The sequence below is a fragment of the Sphingomonas astragali genome (assembly GCF_051400615.1).
GTDB lineage: Bacteria > Pseudomonadota > Alphaproteobacteria > Sphingomonadales > Sphingomonadaceae > Sphingomonas.
Genome location: NZ_JBLFFH010000001.1, coordinates 955,225 through 971,830, shown reverse-complemented (window position 1 = coordinate 971,830; position 16,606 = coordinate 955,225). Strand labels below are relative to the sequence as shown.

General features: G+C 68.2%; 12 protein-coding genes. 8 read left to right on the top strand and 4 right to left on the bottom strand.

Annotated features, from left to right (window positions below):
* The first annotated feature begins 4 nt into the window (after positions 1–4).
* Genes ACMGER_RS04935 through ACMGER_RS04925 form a run of 3 tightly spaced genes read left to right on the top strand, consistent with a single transcriptional unit; the run spans position 5 to position 2,736 of the window.
* The gene (locus ACMGER_RS04935; protein ID WP_436810989.1) at positions 5–715 is read left to right on the top strand and encodes a cytochrome b/b6 domain-containing protein; all 711 of its coding nucleotides are present in this window, start codon (positions 5–7) and stop codon (positions 713–715) included.
* Positions 712–1,458, top strand: a complete 747-nt coding sequence (locus tag ACMGER_RS04930) for a molybdopterin-dependent oxidoreductase (RefSeq protein ID WP_436810988.1) — start codon at positions 712–714, stop codon at positions 1,456–1,458. Before ACMGER_RS04935 ends, ACMGER_RS04930 begins: the two co-directional genes overlap by 4 nt.
* 48 nt (positions 1,459–1,506) lie before the next feature.
* Positions 1,507–2,736 carry a class I SAM-dependent methyltransferase gene (locus ACMGER_RS04925; RefSeq protein WP_436810987.1) on the top strand — a complete coding sequence of 410 codons (1,230 nt, stop codon included), beginning with the start codon at positions 1,507–1,509 and terminating at the stop codon, positions 2,734–2,736.
* Between the two features lie 180 nt (positions 2,737–2,916).
* Here the strand turns inward: ACMGER_RS04925 and ACMGER_RS04920 are convergent, their stop codons facing one another.
* The gene (locus ACMGER_RS04920; RefSeq protein WP_436810986.1) at positions 2,917–5,214 is read right to left on the bottom strand and encodes a TonB-dependent receptor plug domain-containing protein; all 2,298 of its coding nucleotides are present in this window, start codon (positions 5,212–5,214) and stop codon (positions 2,917–2,919) included.
* A 248-nt stretch (positions 5,215–5,462) separates the two neighbouring features.
* Here ACMGER_RS04920 and ACMGER_RS04915 point away from each other — a divergent pair, with 248 nt between their 5' ends.
* Both ACMGER_RS04915 and ACMGER_RS04910 read left to right on the top strand, forming a co-directional pair.
* A complete protein-coding gene (locus ACMGER_RS04915) occupies positions 5,463–6,671 on the top strand; it encodes a M20 metallopeptidase family protein (protein WP_436810985.1) in 1,209 nt (402 codons plus the stop codon).
* Positions 6,672–6,868: 197 nt separating this feature from the next.
* Positions 6,869–8,818, top strand: a complete 1,950-nt coding sequence (locus ACMGER_RS04910) for an OPT family oligopeptide transporter (protein WP_436810984.1) — start codon at positions 6,869–6,871, stop codon at positions 8,816–8,818.
* Here the strand turns inward: ACMGER_RS04910 and ACMGER_RS04905 are convergent.
* From ACMGER_RS04905 to queF, 3 genes are all read right to left on the bottom strand, one after another.
* Positions 8,793–10,073: a glycoside hydrolase family 130 protein gene (locus tag ACMGER_RS04905; RefSeq protein ID WP_436810983.1), complete on the bottom strand. Its 1,281-nt coding sequence runs from the start codon at positions 10,071–10,073 to the stop codon at positions 8,793–8,795. The two genes, ACMGER_RS04910 and ACMGER_RS04905, sit on opposite strands and share 26 nt — an antisense overlap.
* Positions 10,074–10,121: 48 nt before the next feature.
* On the bottom strand, positions 10,122–12,389 hold the full coding sequence (locus tag ACMGER_RS04900) for a glycosyltransferase family 4 protein (RefSeq protein ID WP_436810982.1): 2,268 nt from the start codon (positions 12,387–12,389) through the stop codon (positions 10,122–10,124).
* 133 nt (positions 12,390–12,522) lie between these two features.
* On the bottom strand, positions 12,523–12,969 hold the full coding sequence (queF, locus tag ACMGER_RS04895) for a preQ(1) synthase (protein WP_436810981.1): 447 nt from the start codon (positions 12,967–12,969) through the stop codon (positions 12,523–12,525).
* A 257-nt stretch (positions 12,970–13,226) separates the two neighbouring features.
* Here queF and sseA point away from each other — a divergent pair, with 257 nt between their 5' ends.
* Genes sseA through ACMGER_RS04880 form a run of 3 tightly spaced genes read left to right on the top strand, consistent with a single transcriptional unit; the run spans position 13,227 to position 16,590 of the window.
* Complete coding sequence (sseA, locus tag ACMGER_RS04890) at positions 13,227–14,078, top strand: 3-mercaptopyruvate sulfurtransferase (protein ID WP_436810980.1); 852 nt, start codon at positions 13,227–13,229, stop codon at positions 14,076–14,078.
* Positions 14,075–15,262 (top strand): cystathionine beta-lyase, encoded by a 1,188-nt coding sequence (gene metC / locus ACMGER_RS04885; protein ID WP_436810979.1) that lies wholly within the window; start codon positions 14,075–14,077, stop codon positions 15,260–15,262. The genes sseA and metC overlap by 4 nt, the downstream gene beginning before the upstream one ends.
* Complete coding sequence (locus ACMGER_RS04880) at positions 15,259–16,590, top strand: mechanosensitive ion channel family protein (protein ID WP_436810978.1); 1,332 nt, start codon at positions 15,259–15,261, stop codon at positions 16,588–16,590. The genes metC and ACMGER_RS04880 overlap by 4 nt, the downstream gene beginning before the upstream one ends.
* Positions 16,591–16,606 lie beyond the last annotated feature (16 nt).

Here is a 16,606-nt window from a genome sequence, read left to right as displayed (position 1 = left end):
CGGCATGGACGAGCCCCCCGCCCCGCCGCAGGTGATCCGCCGTCACCAGCTGACGACGCGGCTCTGGCATTGGGTCAACGCCGTCTGCATCTTCGTCCTGCTCGGCTCCGGCCTGATGATCTTCAATGCGCATCCGCATCTCTATTGGGGGCAGTACGGCGCGAACTTCGATCATCCGTGGCTCAGCCTGCCGCGCTGGCCCGGCTGGCTGACGATCCCGTCGACCTACAATCTCGCGCTGGGGCGGCGCTGGCACCTGTTCTTCGCGCTGGTGTTCGCCTTCGGCCTGCTCGCCTTCATGGCGGCGAGCCTGATCAACCGCCATTTCCAGCGCGACCTGACCTTCCGCCGTCGCGAGCTGGCGCCGCGTCACTTGTGGAAGGACTTCAAGGACCACCTCGCCTTCCGCTTCCACGACGCCGACGATCCCGGCCGCTACAACACGCTGCAGAAGGCGAGCTACGCCGCGACCGTCTTCGTGCTGATCCCACTGATGATCTTCACCGGCCTCGCCATGTCGCCGGGAATGAATGCGGCCTGGCCGTGGCTGATCGACCTGTTCGGCGGGCGGCAGTCGGCGCGGTCGATCCATTTCATCGCTGCGGGGCTGATCGCGCTGTTCACCATCGTCCATCTGACCCTGGTCATTCTCGCCGGCCCGGTGAACGAGCTGCGCTCGATGATCACCGGCAAATGGAAGGTGCCCGAGGAATGATCCTCACCCGCCGCGCGGTGATCGGCAGCCTCGCCGCGACCACCCTGGCCGGCTGCGACGCGGTCGGCAGGAACCCGGCCGCGCGCGATATCCTGTTCTCGGCCGAGAACATGCACCGCTGGCTCCAGCGCAGCCTCGCGAGCCGCACCGCGCTGGCGCGCGAGTTCCGGCCGGACCAGATTTCCCCGATCTTCCGCGGCAACGGCACCCAGAACCCCGACACGCCCGAATATCAGGCCCACGCCGCAGCGAACTTCGCCGATTGGCGGATTACCGTCGACGGGCTGGTCTCGCGCCCGCTCAGCCTGGCGATAGCGGAGCTGCGGCGGATGCCCGCCCGCACCCAGATCACCCGCCACGACTGCGTCGAGGGCTGGAGCGCGATCGGCAAGTGGCACGGCCCCCCGCTCAAGCTGCTGCTCGACGCCGCCGGCATGAGCAGCGCCGCGCGCTACGTCGTCTTCCACTGCGCCGACCGCTTCGGCGTGCGGCCCTATTACGAATCGCTCGACCTGATCGAGGCGCTCCACCCGCAGACCATCCTCGCCTGGACGCTCAACGACGCGCCGCTCACCGTCCGCAACGGCGCCCCGGTGCGGCTGCGCTGCGAACGCCAGCTCGGCTACAAGCACGCCAAATATGTCCGGCGGATCGAGGCGGTTGCCGGCCTCGACAGCATCCACGGCGGCAAGGGCGGCTATTGGGAGGATGTCGCCGGATATGATTGGTATGCCGGCATCTGACGAACCGGGGCTTTTGCGCGGCCGAAACGCTTGCTAGGCAACGGCCCGATGTCGCTGATCGATCGCTTCTTCACGCGCGCAATCAAGCGCGGCCAACTCACCGTGATCCACGCCAACGGCAAGCGGGTGAGCTTCGGCACGCCCGATCCGGCGTTGCCGTCCGTCACCATCCGCTTCGCCAAAGGAGCGGTCGGCCGCATCCTGCGCGATCCGGCGACCGGGGCGGGCGAGACCTTCATGGACGGCTCGCTCGCGATCGAGGAGGGCGACATCCTCGGTCTGCTCAGCCTCGCCACCGCCAACAATATGTGGGAGCGCGACGATACCGCGCTGGAGGCGAGCTGGCTCGGCCGCGCGGTCGCCGCGGTGCGCTTCCGCATCGACCGCATCAACATGACGCGACGGTCGAAGCGCAACGTCGCGCATCACTACGACCTCAACGACCGGCTCTACGACCTCTTCCTCGACCGTGACCGCCAGTACAGCTGCGCCTATTTCACCGATCCGGCGAACGGCCTCGACCAGGCGCAGGAGGACAAGAAGGCGCATATCGCCGCCAAGCTCGCGCTGCAGCCCGGGATGCGCGTGCTCGACATCGGCTGCGGCTGGGGCGGCATGGCGCTCTACCTCCACCGCAAGACCGGCGCCGAAGTCCTCGGCGTCACCCTGTCGGAGGAGCAGCTCAAGGTCGCCCGCCGCCGCGCCGAGGAAGCCGGCGTCGCCGACAAGGTCAAGTTCGAGCTGATCGACTATCGTCGGGTCACCGGCCGGTTCGACCGCATCGTCTCGGTCGGCATGTTCGAGCATGTCGGCACGCTCTACTACCGCACCTTCTTCCGGAAATGCCGCGAGCTGCTGACCGACGACGGCGTGATGCTGCTCCACACCATCGGCCGCACCGACGGGCCGGGCGTCACCGACCGCTTCACCGCCAAATACATCTTTCCCGGCGGCTACATCCCCGCCCTGTCGGAGATCGCGCGCGGCTATGAAGGCATCCGCATGTTCTGCACCGACATCGAGGTGCTGCGGCTCCACTATGCCCATACGTTGAAGCACTGGTACGACCGCACCGTCGCGGCGAAGGGCGCGCTGGTCGAGATCTACGACGAGCGTTTCTTCCGCATGTGGACCTTCTATCTCGCGGGCGCCTACGTCACCTTCCAATACGGCAACATGGTGAACTATCAGCTGCAGTTCGCCCGGAACCGCCACACGCTGCCGATCACCCGCGACTATATGGCGGAGGCCGAGGCGAAACTCCGCGCCTCGGCTTGACGTCTACCCAGACGTCATCCCGGCGAAGGGCAGGATGACGATGTAATGACCGATCCGCCGCCGCTCGTCGGCCGGGCGGGATCGAACGCACGCGCGGCGCCCGGCAGGCTGCCCTCGCGCAGCACTGCAAGGTAGGTACGGTGCTTCGACGGCTCTCGGAGGGGTCGGGTCCTGTGGCGCTCAGAACGCCGCGCGCAGCGTCAGCTGGAGCAGCGGGCCCGAATGCTCACGCTCGATCTCATATTCGTCGAGATCGCCCGCCTCGCGCGCCGCCAGGATCTGATCGTAGGAATCTCCGTCATACTTGCGGAAATCCTCGTACTTCACCCGGTCGAGCAGATTCTGCACCGAGGCGCGCAGCACGAAATGCCTGCCGATGCGCTTCTCGACGAACGCCTCCAGATCGGGGTCGTAGCGCAGGTTGATCGTCTCGTCGAAGTTCGACTCGGACGCCTTGCTGCGGCCCGAGATGGTCGCGCCGAAGCTCACGGTCGCCGGGTCGACGTTCTGGATGAAGCCGACGTTGTAGATGTGGTGCGGCTGGTTGTTGAAGCGTCGCTCCTCGCCGGTGAACGGATCGTCGGTCTTGCTGTCGAGATAGGTGTAGTTGGCGAACAGGCCGGTCTCGCCGAAGCCGAACAGTTGGACCGGGGTCGAGAAGTCGACCTCGACGCCCCAGGTCTGGCCGTCGCCGATGTTGCGCGGCGTGAAGGTGCCGCCGATCACCTCGCCGTCGTCGACGATGTCGCCGGTCCGCACCAGCTCGATCAGGTCCTTGATGTCGCGGTAGAAGACATTGACCCCCAGGATGCCCTTGGCGCCGATGCGCCGCTCGTAGCCGACGTCGATGCCCCAGGCCTGCTCGTTGCGCAGCTCGGGGTTGCCGATGGTGGTGTCCTCGTCGCCCGGGCTCTCCTCCTGCTCATAGGGTGAGATCATGTCGTAATTGGGCCTGCGCACGGTGCGGGCGATCGAGGCGCGGAACTGGTCGCGCGTGGTCGGCGCATAGCGCAGGTGCAGCGACGGGTTGAGCAGGTCGGTTTCGTACTTGGCCGTGCCGTCGGCGCCGGTCACCTCGCGGTCGGTGATCTCGTAGCGCAGACCCGCGTCGATCGTGAGTGCGCTCGTGGGCTGCAAGGTGAGGCGCAGGTAGGGATCGTAGCGCTTCTCCTTGATCGTGAAGGTCGCGGCATTGTTGACCTCGGTCTCGTCGTCCTCGACGTCGAACACTGAGTTGGAGCCGTCTCGCGTCTTGCTGAGCAGGTCGATGCCCGCCTTGACCTTCAGCGGCCCGCCATCGCCGTAGCGCAGGAACAGCGTGCCGGTATATTCGTCATCCTTGATGCGGGTCGATTCGATCTCGACCGGCTCGAGATCGCTCAAATCCTCCTCGCCGCCCTCGGAGACCAGCGCGTCGGTGTGGTCGCGATAGCCGTTCCATGCCCCCGCGACGCCGAGCTTCAGATTGCCGAGCGGGATCAGCGCGTCGGCGGTGACCGCATAAGTCTGCTGATCGATCTCCTCGTGCTGGGTCTCGACCCCGTCGAAGTCGAGGTCGGCGCCTTCCCAGGTGAGCGAGGTCTCGTCCTCGTCGCGGTCGGTGTCGACGAAGAAGCCGCCGATGCGGAAATGGCCGCCGTCGCCGAAGCGCGTGCTGATCTCGGCGCTGCCCGACAGGTCGCTGCCGTCGCGCGTATCCTCCTGCGCCTCGAAATTGTCGAATGCGGGGTCGGTGACATAATTGCTGTCGAGCCCGTCCGGGAAGCGCTTGTCGTCGGTCGCCGGGACGTCGTCGAACCGGTAGGACACCTTCCTCTTCGGGTTGCGGCGCTTCTGGTAGTTGAGCGCCCCCCAGAAATCGGTCGAATCGCTGATGTGGCCGGCATAGGCGATCGCGCCCGACGGGCGGACCTCGCCGTCCTTGGTGTTGATGAGCGCGCCGCCCTTCAGGAAGCCGCCCTCGAAGCTGGTCGATTCCTTGGTGACGATGTTGAGCGTGCCGGCGGCGCCTTCGCTCGGCTGGTCGGCGGTCGGCGAGCGGACCAGCTCGATGCGCTCGACCAGCTCGGCCGGGATGCGGTCGACGAAGAAGCTGCGGTCGGCCTCGCCGCCCGGCGCGCGGCGGCCGTTGATCAGCACCTGGGTATAGCCCGGCGGCAGGCCGCGGAACTGCACCGCGTCATATTCGAGCACGTCGGAGGTGAAGGTGACGCCCGGCACGCGCTTCAGCATCTCGCCGACCGACACCGGCTCGAACTTCTGGAAATATTCGAGGTCGTAGGAGAGCACCGGATTGGGGTCGTCGGTGCGGTTGCGGAACTCGATGTTACCGGTGACGATGATGTCGTTGGCGCGCGGCGTCTCGTCGGCGCCCTGCGTCGTATCCGCGGCGTTGGTCTGGTCCTGCGCGACGGCGCCGAGCGGCGCGAGCAGCGCGGCGAGCGCGCAGCCGCATAGGATGGTCTTCCGGTCGATCATGGATGTCGCCCCCCTGATGGCGATGGAGATGGTCGTGAGGTCAGCGCCACGGCCGCGCGCATGTGGCGCCGCTAGGGATGATCCATGTCGTATCGGAGACGTTATGGTTTCAGTTTCATGACGGTATGCGGTCGATCAACCGTTCACGCCGGGTTCCTGAGCCGAGACCTGGACCCTCATCCCGGCCTCCGCCGGGATGACGATCGGGAATGGGAGGCTTAGGATGACCTTTTCCTTGGAGTCGCCGCATGAACGCCCCCCTCGCCACCGACTGGACCGCCGCCGGCGCCGCCGAGCTCGACGATGTCATCGCGCTGCGCCGCGCGATCCATGCCGATCCGGAGATCGGCCTCCATTGTCCCCGCACCACCGCCAAGCTCCGCGCCGCGCTGGAGGGGCTGCCGCTGGAAATCCATGAATCGAGCTCCACCACCGGCTTCGTCGCGATCCTGCGCGGCGGTTCGGACAACGGCCGCACCGTGCTGCTGCGCGGCGACATGGATGCGCTGCCGATGCCCGAGGAGACGGGACTGGAGTTCGCATCCAGGGTCCCGAACGCGATGCACGCGTGCGGGCACGACAGCCATTCGGCGATGCTGGCCGGCGCCGCCCGCGCGCTGTCGGCGCGGCGCGACCAGCTCCCCGGCACCGTCGTCTTCATGTTCCAGCCGGGCGAGGAGGGGCACCACGGCGCGCGGCACATGATCGAGGACGGGCTGCTGGAGATCGAGCGGCCGGATGCCGCCTTCGCGCTCCATATCTGGCCGAACGCGCCGGGCGGGCTGGTGATGAGCCGCCCCGGTCCGCTGCTCGCCTCGACCGACCAGCTCAACATCACCGTACGCGGCCGGGGCGGCCACGCCGCGATGCCGCACGAGGGGCTCGATCCGATCCCGGTCGCCTGCGAGATGGTGACGGCGCTCTCGACCTTCGTCGCGCGCCAGATCGCCGTCACCGATCCGGCGGTGCTGTCGATTACGAAGATCGACGCAGGATCGGCCTACAACATCGTCCCCGACGAGGTGGAGATGAAGGGGACGCTCCGTACCCTCTCCGACGCCACCCGCGCCAAGGCGCAGGCGGGCCTCGCCCGCATCGTCGAGCATGTCGCCGCCGCGCACGGCTGCGCCGGCGAGCTCAGCGTCGACGAGGGCTATCCGGTGACGCGCAACGATCCGCGCGCGGTCGATCTGGTGCAGGGCATCGCCGAAGGGCTGGGCGGCCGCGGCTGGCGTACCGTCCCGGCGCCGATCATGGGCGGCGAGGACTTCTCCTACGTGCTGCGCGAGGTGCCGGGCGCGATGGCCTTCCTCGGCGTCGCCGCGGAGGAGGTCGACCCCGCCACCGCGCCGCCGCTCCACAACACCCGCATGACCATCGACGAAGCGGTGATGGCCAAGGGCGTCGCCCTCCACTGCGCCTTCGCCGAGCGTTTCCTGGAAGGCGGGTTCGGCTGACAGGCTTCGTCTTCAGGTCCTTCCTGAGGGAAGGATTGGGAGCCGCTCCCGACAAAGTATTTTCCTACACCCCCTCATTTGTGCCACCGTGATCGGATGACATCATTCCACGATCGCGCTGCGCCGGCCGTGTTTGCCCGCTCGGACTCGCACGATAGGCGAGTCAATTTCGTCAACATTTTCGGATCGCCCCGCGCATGACCCGGACCGGCACGCTCCCCGAGCTGACGCTGCGCGGCGTCGTCCTCGGCGGCATCATCACGCTGCTGTTCACCGCGGCGAATGTCTATCTGGGGCTGAAGGTCGGCCTGACCTTCGCCACCTCGATTCCCGCCGCCGTCATCTCGATGGCGATCCTGCGGTTCCTGCCCCGGCACAACATCCTCGAGAACAACATCGTCCAGACGATCGCGTCCGCCGCGGGCACGCTGGCCGCGATCATCTTCGTACTGCCCGGCCTGGTCATGGTAGGCTGGTGGACGGGCTTCCCCTACTGGACCTCGGTCGCGGTGTGCGCGACCGGCGGTGTGCTCGGCGTCATGTTCTCGGTGCCGCTGCGCCGTGCGCTGGTAACCGGATCGGACCTGCCCTATCCCGAGGGTGTTGCGGCGGCCGAGGTGCTGAAGGTCGGCGCCGGCACCGAAGCCGGCGATGCGGAGAATGCGCAGGGGCTGCGTGCGATCGTCACCGGCAGCCTCGTTTCCGCCTTCTATTCGCTGATCACCCAGTTCAAGGTCACACTCGGCGATCTCACCCGCAACTTCCGCGTCGGCGCAACGGGCAGCGGCTATTCGGTCGGGCTGTCGATGGCGCTGCTCGGCGTCGGTCATCTCGTCGGCCTGTCGGTCGGCCTCGCGATGCTGACGGGGACGATTACCGCCTGGCTGGTGCTGGTGCCGTTGCTGACGAGCTGGCACGGGCTGACCGGTCCCGTCAGCGACGTGGTGAGCGAGGTGTTCCGGACGCAGGTGCGCTTCATCGGCGCCGGCGCGATCGGCGTCGCGGCGGTATGGACCTTGCTCAAGATCCTGGGGCCGATCATCGGCGGCATTCGTTCGGCGATGGCGGCGGCAAAGGCGCGCGGGCAGGGGCAGGTGCTCGAGCTCACCGAGCGCGACCTGCCGATCGGGATCGTCGGCGGCACGATCCTGCTCACCTTCGTGCCGATCGCCTATCTGCTCTGGGCGTTCGCGGCCGGCGGACCGATCGCCGACCATGCGGTGCCGATCATCCTGGCGACATTGGTCTACGTCGTGGTGATCGGCGTCGTGATCGCGTCGGTCTGCGGCTACATGGCGGGCCTGATCGGCGCGTCGAACTCACCGGTGTCGGGGGTCGGCATCCTCGCGATCCTCGGCGCCTCGCTGATGCTGGCGGCGGTCTACGGCAATGGCGGGACGCCCGAGCGCGGCGACGCGCTGGTCGCCTATGCGCTGTTCGCGACCGCGATCATCTTCTCGATCGCGACCATCTCGAACGACAACCTCCAGGATTTGAAGACCGGCCAACTCGTCGGCGCGACGCCGTGGAAGCAGCAGGTGGCGCTGGTGATCGGCGTCGCCTTCGGCAGCCTCGTCATCCCGCCGGTGCTCGACGTGCTCAACATCGCCTTCGGCTTCTCGGGCGCGCCCAACGCCGGGCCGAACGCGCTGCCGGCGCCGCAGGCGGCGCTGATCTCCTCGCTCGCCAAGGGCGTGCTCGGCGGCACGCTCGACTGGCGGATGATCGGCACCGGCGCGGCGTTCGGCGTGGCGATGATCGCGATCGACGAGACGCTGCGCCGGAACCGCAGGATGGGCCTGCCGCCGCTCGCCTTCGGCATGGGTATCTATCTGCCGATGTCGGCGACGCTGCTGGTGCCGGTCGGCGCGGTGATCGGCCATGTCTGGGAGCGCGCTATCAAGGATTCCCCGCGGCGCGATTTCTTCTCCCGGATGGGCGTGCTGGTCGCCACCGGCCTGATCGTCGGCGAGAGCCTGTTCGGCGTCTTCTTCGCCGGAATCGTCGCCAGCACGGGCAGCGACGCGCCGCTCGCGCTGGTCCGCGATTTCGAGGGCGCGGCGGCGTGGCTGTCGCTGCCGGTGTTCGCGGCGCTGATCGCCTTCGCCTACCGGCGCACCCTCACAGCTGCGCGAGCAAGTCGCTGATCGTGACGAAAGCGAACCCGATCGAGGAGTCGGCGATCCCATAGGGGATGAAGATGCGGTCGCCGTGCTTCAGCGCACCGCACGTATAGACCACGTTGGGAACATAGCCTTCGCGGTCCTGGTCGGCGGGGGCGATCAGGGGTTCGGCGGTGCGGCCGATCACCCTGGAGGGGTCGTCCTTGTCGAGCAGCGCCGCGCCGATCGCGTATTTTCGCATCGCGCCGACGCCGTGGGTCAGCAGCAGCCAGCCCTCGTCGAGCTCGATCGGCGGGCCGCAGTTGCCCATCTGGACGAGCTCCCACGGATGCTCGGGCTTGAGCAGGATCTCGCCCCCGTCCCAATTGTCTATGCGGTCGGAGGAGATGATGTAGACATTCTCGCCGTCCTGCCGCCCGATCATCATGTAGCGCCCGCCCACCGTGCGGGGGAACAGCGCCATACCCTTGTTGCCCGCCGCCGACCCGGTCATCGGCACGAGGTCGAAGGTACGGAAGTCGGTGGTGCGCAGCAACTCGGACTGGATACGCTCGCCGTTGAACGCGGTGTAGGTGCCGATCCATTCGTCGCGGCCGTCGTCGTGGGTGAACTTGACGAGGCGCAGATCCTCCAGCCCCTTCGATTGGGCGCTGGTGATCGGAAAGATCACCGTGCCGGACAGCGTCGAGTCGCGATGCCGGTAGACGGTGATCGGCCCTTCCGGCACATGGAGCTCGTCGCCCGGCATGTCGGCGGCGGTAGCGAAGGGCGGCTCGGGCGCGAGCTTGAGCTGGTTTTTGTCGGTGACGATCCCCTCGCGAAAGGCGATCGAGCTGATGTGACCTTCGCCCACCGCCCGCATCGACATGAGGATGCGGATGGAGCCTTTGGGCATTCCGCTCTGATCGTAGTGCGGCACCACGCTGGGGTTCATCAGCGCGGCGGCGGCATAGCTGTATTCGTGGCAGAAATAGGCGCCGATCAGCTGGCGCTTCTCGTCGCCGATGTCGGCGCCGTCGAGCCCCAGCAGTACCTCGATCTCGTCGTAGCGGGTCATGAACACCCGCCGTGTCTGCCAGTGCCGCGCCTCGAAGTCCTTGAGCACCGCCTCCAACGAGGCGTGCGTCTCCTTGGCGTCCATCGCCAGCACCGCGCTGACGATGCGCTCCGTGCGGCTGGGTGCGCCGTTGTTCGACGCCCAGCCGAGATGGAACGGACGCACCACCACCCGCGACGGATCGGCGTGCAGCCTCAGCGCATGATGAAACAGCTCGAGCAAAGGCGCCCCCCGGGAACATCGACAGAGCCGAGCGCAGGACCCCGGGGGTCAGGCGACGGCGTGCGCCGGTCCTGCCACGGGTGCGGCCTGCTTTCCAAGAGCAGAAATCGCGCATGAGGCGAGTTGAAGCGCCAGGATCGATTCCGCCCCCTGGTTGCGGTTAAGCCCGTCGGGCTGGAGCCCGTCGAAGCAGCCGCCGTCGCTCACCGAGGCGAGCGGCAGGTCGAGGTCGTTGACGCCGAGATACCAGCGATAGGCGCGGTCCGCTTCCTCGATCCAGCGCCCATCATGCGTCGCCTCATAGGCGGCGGTGCAGGCGTCGATCGTCGCCTGCGCCTCCAGCGGCTGCTGGTCGAACGGCAGCGGATCGGCATAGGGCCTCCCGAAGCTCTCGGTGCCGACCGCGCGGAAGCGGCCCTCCGGCGAGGTCTGGCGCTCGACGATCCACTCCAGCGTCTCGATCCCGGTGCGGATGAAATCGTCGCGGCCGAGCGCCAGGCCGGCGCGGATCAACGCCTCGGGCAGCCGGGCGTTGTCGTAGGCGAGCATGATCTCGAACCATTTCCACTCGGGCCGGCGCGCGGCGTCGAGGAGCTGGAGCAGCTCGTCGCCGAAGCGGGTGAGGATGGTGCGGGCCAGCGCATGTTGGGGATGCGCCCTCAGCATCGCCGCGGCGCCGAGCATGGCGAAGGCATGGGCGCGCGGCGCCTCCAGCTCCAGCGCCATGCTGCCGGTACGATCGAACATCACCACCGCCCAGTCGCGATGCTTCTGGAGGCGCGCTTCGCTCGCGGTGACGCCGAGCGCCCATAGCGCGCGGCCGTTCGAATCCTCCGAACCGACGTCCTCGCACCAGGTCCGGTCGAAGTTCATGAAGTTGCGGAAGCGCCGCGCCTCCTGGTTCCAGGCATATTGGACGAACGAGGCATAGACGCTGGTCCACTTGTCGCGCACCGTCTCGTCAAGCGGCTCGATCCGGCACATCAGCATCAGCGCGCGGGCGTTGTCGTCGATGCAATAGCCGTGGCGGCGGTCCGGGATCGAATAGATCGAATGCTGGAGCATCCCGGTCGAATCGCTCATCCGCTCGACCGCGGAGATGTCCGGCGTCAGCGGGCGCAGCGGCGGACCGCCGGCAAGACGGCGCGGCTGGGCGGCGACGATCGCGGCGATCTCCGCCATCGCCGCCTCGGCGAGGCGCGGCCAGATCATCGTGCGGCCGCGGGCATAGGCGCGTTCCGACAGGCGCGAACGGTTGCGCTCGCTGCCGAGCAGCGCGTTGATCTCGCGCGCGAAGCCTTCGCTGTCGCCGAAGTCGACGAGCACGCCGTGTCCATCGGCCAGGATTTCGGTGGCATGGACATAGGGGGTCGAGACCACCGCCTTGCCGACGCCGACCGCATAGCTCAGCGTCCCGGAGGTGATCTGCGCGGGATTGGTGTAGGGCGTGACGTAGATGTCGGCCGCCTGGAGATAGTCGAGCAGCTCGTCATGCTCGACGAAGGCATCGACGAAGCGGACATTGCCGCCCACGCCCTTCTCCGCGGCGAGCGCCTCAAGCCGGTCGCGGTAGACCTCGCCCTCATGTGCGACGAGGTTGGGGTGGGTCGCCCCGAGCACGATGTAGAGCGCATCCGGATGCTCGGCGACGATCGCCGGCATCGCCGCGATCATCGTCTCAATGCCCTTGTTGGGGGCGAGCAGGCCGAAGGTCAGGATCACCGCGCCCCCGTCCCAGCCGAAGCGGCCCTTCATCGTCGCCGCCTCGAGCAGCGGCCGGTCAGGCACGCCATGCGGGATCATCACGACGCTGCGCGGGCTGGCGCCGTAGACGCGCTTCAGGATCTCACGGCCGCGCTCGGCCATCACGATCACCTTGGCGGCGCGGCGCAGCAGCGCCTCCAGCACGCGCCGCTCGTCCGGGCTCGGCTGCTCCAGCACGGTATGGAGCGTGACGATGAGCGGGACGGTGACGCGGTTGACCAGCGCCAGCAGATATTCGCCGGCGGCGCCGCCGAAGATGCCATATTCGTGCTGGACCCACAGTGCCTGCGCACCGCTGGTCTCGATCGTGCGGGCGGCGGCGACATAGGCCTGCCGCTCCTGCTGCGGGATCGCGGCGGTCACTTCCTGCGGATAGGCGTAGCGGCCGGGGTGATCGTCCATCGCATAGACGTCGACGCGAACGCCCGGATATCGCTCCCTAAGCGCCTTGAAAGTATCGGTCGTATAGGTCGCGATGCCGCATTTGCGGGGCAGGTAATTGCCCACCAACGCGATATGATCGATCCGGTTCGCCGTCGCCGCCTGTTCCATCTCTACCCTTCGCGAATGCAACACAGGTTATAGAATGCTGTGCCTAACCTCCGGAGAACGCTCGCTAAGCGAGATGGTTTCTTTTCTGTTGCAATGCAACATGCAGAATCCGTCAGACGTGGTACGGATACGCTCAGCCGCGACCGCGGTAGCCGGGGACGTCCTGTGCCGGAATCCACACGTCGGCGGGCGGCGGGGCCGATTGCCAGAACACGTCGATCGGAATGCCGCCGCGCGGATACCAATAGCCGCCGATCCTGAGCCAGTGCGGCTTCATCTCGTCGAACAGGCGCTGACCGATGCCGACGGTGCAGTCCTCGTGGAAGGCGCCGTGGTTGCGGAAGCTGCCGAGGAACAGCTTGAGCGACTTGGATTCGACGATGGTCGCGTCCGGCACATAGTCGATCACCAGATGCGCGAAGTCGGGCTGGCCGGTGATCGGGCAGAGCGAGGTGAACTCGGGCGCGGCGAAACGCACCAGATAGCGGGTACCGGCGCGGGGATTGGGGACGTAGTCGAGCACGGCCTCTTCGGGAGAGGCCGGCAGGCTGCTGGACTGGCCAAGATGGATCGGAGTCATGGCGCCCATGTAGGGCGGAAGCGAGCGGAGGAAAACTGACGGTCCATGTCTTCCCGATGGGAGGTCAGGCATTCAAACGATCGAGTGGAGCTCGAGGGCCGTCTCTCTGCCTTCGCGGGAATGACGAAGGGGATTGCACCTTCCCTACCAAACCGACCCGCTTCTCCGTCACCGTCGATCCGGCCTTGGCCGCCCCTCGACAAGGTCGGCGCGAACGGAGGATTCCGGTTTGCCATGATCCGCTGTAGAGCCGGACCATGGACTCGCTGGTCTCCACCCAATGGCTCGCCGACGCGATGGACGCGGGCGACGTCCGCCCCGACCTCCGCATCGTCGACGCGACCTTCATCCTGCCCGATTATGGGCGCGACGCCGCCGCCGAATATCGTGCGGCGCATATCCCGGGCGCAGTGTTCATGGCGCTGGAGGCGGTATCCGATCCCACAAGCCCGCTGCCGCACATGCTCCCCGGCACCGAGGCGTTCGGGCGGGCCGCCTCGGCGCTGGGGCTGTCCAACGACGATCGCATCGTCGTCTATGACAATTCCCCGCACCACAGCGCCGCGCGCATCTGGTGGATGCTGCGGCTGTTCGGGGCGAAGCGGGTCGCGATCCTCGACGGCGGGCTGCCGAAGTGGCGGGCGGAGGGAAGACCGCTGGCGAGCGGGGACGAGCGGCCGGCGTCCGGCGATTTCGTCGCGACGCGCGGAAGCGGCGAGGCCCGCGACCTCGCGCAGATGAAGGTGGCGCTGGCCGAAAGGACGCCGATCGCCGACGCCCGCTCGGCGGCGCGCTTCGCGGGCAGCTCGCCTGAGCCGCGTGCCGGGGTCGCGCCCGGGCATATCCCCGGCTCGCGGAGCCTGCCGCAGGATAGCCTGTTCCATCCGGACGAGACCTGGAAGCGCGGCGACGCGCTCCGCGCCGCCTTCACCGGCGTTGGCATCGATCCGGACAGGCCGTTCATCGCCACCTGCGGCTCCGGCGTCACCGCCGCGGTGCTGGTGTTCGGCGCGCATCTGCTGGGGCACGAGGTGCCGCTCTACGACGGCAGTTGGTCGGAGTGGGGCGCCGATCCCGCGACGCCCAAGGCGATCGGAGCGGCGGCATGAGCGGCGAGCGCAAGCCCGCCACCAAGGCGGTCACCGCCGGCCGGCGCGAGGAATGGACGCAGGGGATCGTCAGCCCGCCGGTGTGGCGCGCGTCGACCATCCTCTACGATTCGGTCGCGGACCTGCGCGCCGGCGCCACGCGCGACACCCATCACCGCCTGTTCTACGGCCGCCGGGGAACGCCGACCCAATGGTCGCTCGCCGAGGCGCTGACCGAGCTGGAGCCGGGAGCATATGCGACGCTGCTCTATCCGTCGGGCGTCGCAGCGGTGTCGACGGCGCTGCTGTCGGTGCTGCGGCCGGGCGACGAGCTGCTGCTGGTCGACAGCGCCTATGATCCCACCCGCAGCTTCGCGAACGGGCTGCTCAAGGGCTTCGGCATCTCCACCCGCTTCTACGATCCGCTGATCGGCGGCGGCATTGCGAAGCTGATCGGCGAGAACACCCGCGCGATCTTCATGGAGAGTCCGGGCAGCTTGACCTTCGAGGTGCAGGACGTGCCGGCGATCGTCGCAGCGGCGAAGGCGCGGGGCGTCGTCACGCTGATCGACAATACCTGGGCGACGCCGCTCGGGCTGCCGGCGATCGGGATGGGCGTCGACTTCTCGATCCTGGCCTGCACCAAATATGTCGCGGGCCATTCGGACGTGATGCTGGGGTCGGTCACCACCACCGAGGCGCATTGGCAGCGGCTGCGCGCGACCAGCTACCAGCTCGGCCAGACCGCCAGCCCGGACGACGCCTGGCTGGGCAGCCGGGGCCTTCGCACGATGGCGGTGCGGCTCGAACGCCACGCCGCGAGCGCGCTCCGCATCGCCGAATGGCTGAGGGGGCGGCCGGAGGTCGCGCGCGTGCTGCATCCGGCGCTGCCCGACTGCCCCGGCCATGCGCTGTTCGTCCGCGATTTCAGGGGCGGAGCGGGGCTGTTCGCGTTCGAGCTCGCCGGCGGCGGCGAGGCCGAGCGGGCCGCGCTGATCGACACGCTCGAGCTGTTCGGCATCGGCTACAGCTGGGGCGGGTTCGAGAGCCTGGCGATCCCCGCCGACCCCGAACGCCATCGCACCGCCACGCGCTGGGAAGGCCATGGGCCGCTGGTGCGCCTGTCGATCGGGCTCGAGGACCCCGACGACCTCATCGCCGACCTCGACGCCGGGCTGGCCGCGTGGCGGGCGGCGCGGGGATGAGCCGGGCCGGCGCCTGGCTCGCCGCACAGGGGCTCGCCGAGCCGACGCCTGCCGAGCTCGTCGAGGCAGGCGTCGCGCTGGCGCTGGTGGTGGTGGCGCTCGCGATCGGCTGGCTGGCGGGGCGGGCCCTGGGGCCCCGCGCGACCGCCTTGTGGACCGCGCGGGTCGGCGAGCACGGCGCCGGCGTCGGGCGGCGGCTGTGCGCGATCGTTCGCCACGGCACCGCCGCGCTGCTGCTCGCGATCCTGTCGCGTGCCTGGCCCTGGCATCCGCTGGCCGATGCCGGCGTCGGCGTGGCGCTCGGCTTGGCCGGGGCGCTGGCGATGGTCGAGCTGCTGCGCGGCGTCCGTCTCTCGCGCTGGATCGCGTGGAGCGTGGCGGCGGTGGTGTTCACCGCGCTGCTGAGCCATGCGGTCGGCGGGCTGCGGCCGATCACCGCGACGCTCGACGCGATCGGGGTCGAGATCGGCACGCGGCGGCTGTCGCTGCTCGCGCTGGTGACGGTGCTGGTGACCGCGGTGCTGCTCTACGCGCTCGTCCGCCTGATCAACCGTGCGACGGCGCAGGCGCTCGAAGGGGCACGAGGGCTGGATCCCACGCAGCGGCTGCTCACCCAGAAGCTGATCGGCATCGCGGTGGTGGTGGTCGCCTTCTTCTTCGCGGTCGACCTGCTCGCGATCGATCTCACCACCTTCGCCGTGTTCTCGGGCGCGATGGGGCTGGCGATCGGCTTCGGCCTCCAGAAGACCGTCGGCAACCTGATCGCCGGGATCATCCTGCTGATGGACCGCTCGATCAAGCCGGGCGACGTGATCGTGGTCGGCGACAGCTTCGGCTGGGTCAACAAGATCGGCGTGCGCGCGGTCAGCGTGGTGACCCGCGACGGCAAGGAGCATCTCATCCCCAACGAGATCCTGATGACGCAGGAGGTGGAGAACTGGTCCTACACCGACACCAACGTCCGCGTGCGCATCCCGGTGCGGGTCGCCTATGACTGCGATCTGGAGCTCGCGCAGGCGCTGATGCTGCGCGCGGCGGAGGAGAGCCCGCGCGTGCTCGACACGCCGCCGTCCAACGTCTGGGTGACCGCGTTCGGCGAATATGCGGTCGAGCACGACATATTGGTATGGATCAACGATCCGCAGAGCGGGGTCGGCAACGTCAGGTCGGACGTGCTCAATCGGCTGTGGCGGCTGTTCCAGGAGCACGGCATCGTCGTACCCTATCCGCGCAGCGACGTGCGGATCGCGGGCGAGAGGGTTGCGGAAGGTTATGCCGAGGGGGGCAGGCCGCAGCGCTCATCAGGTCCTGAGCAGCCCGCAGATTGACGGCGGATTGGCGTCG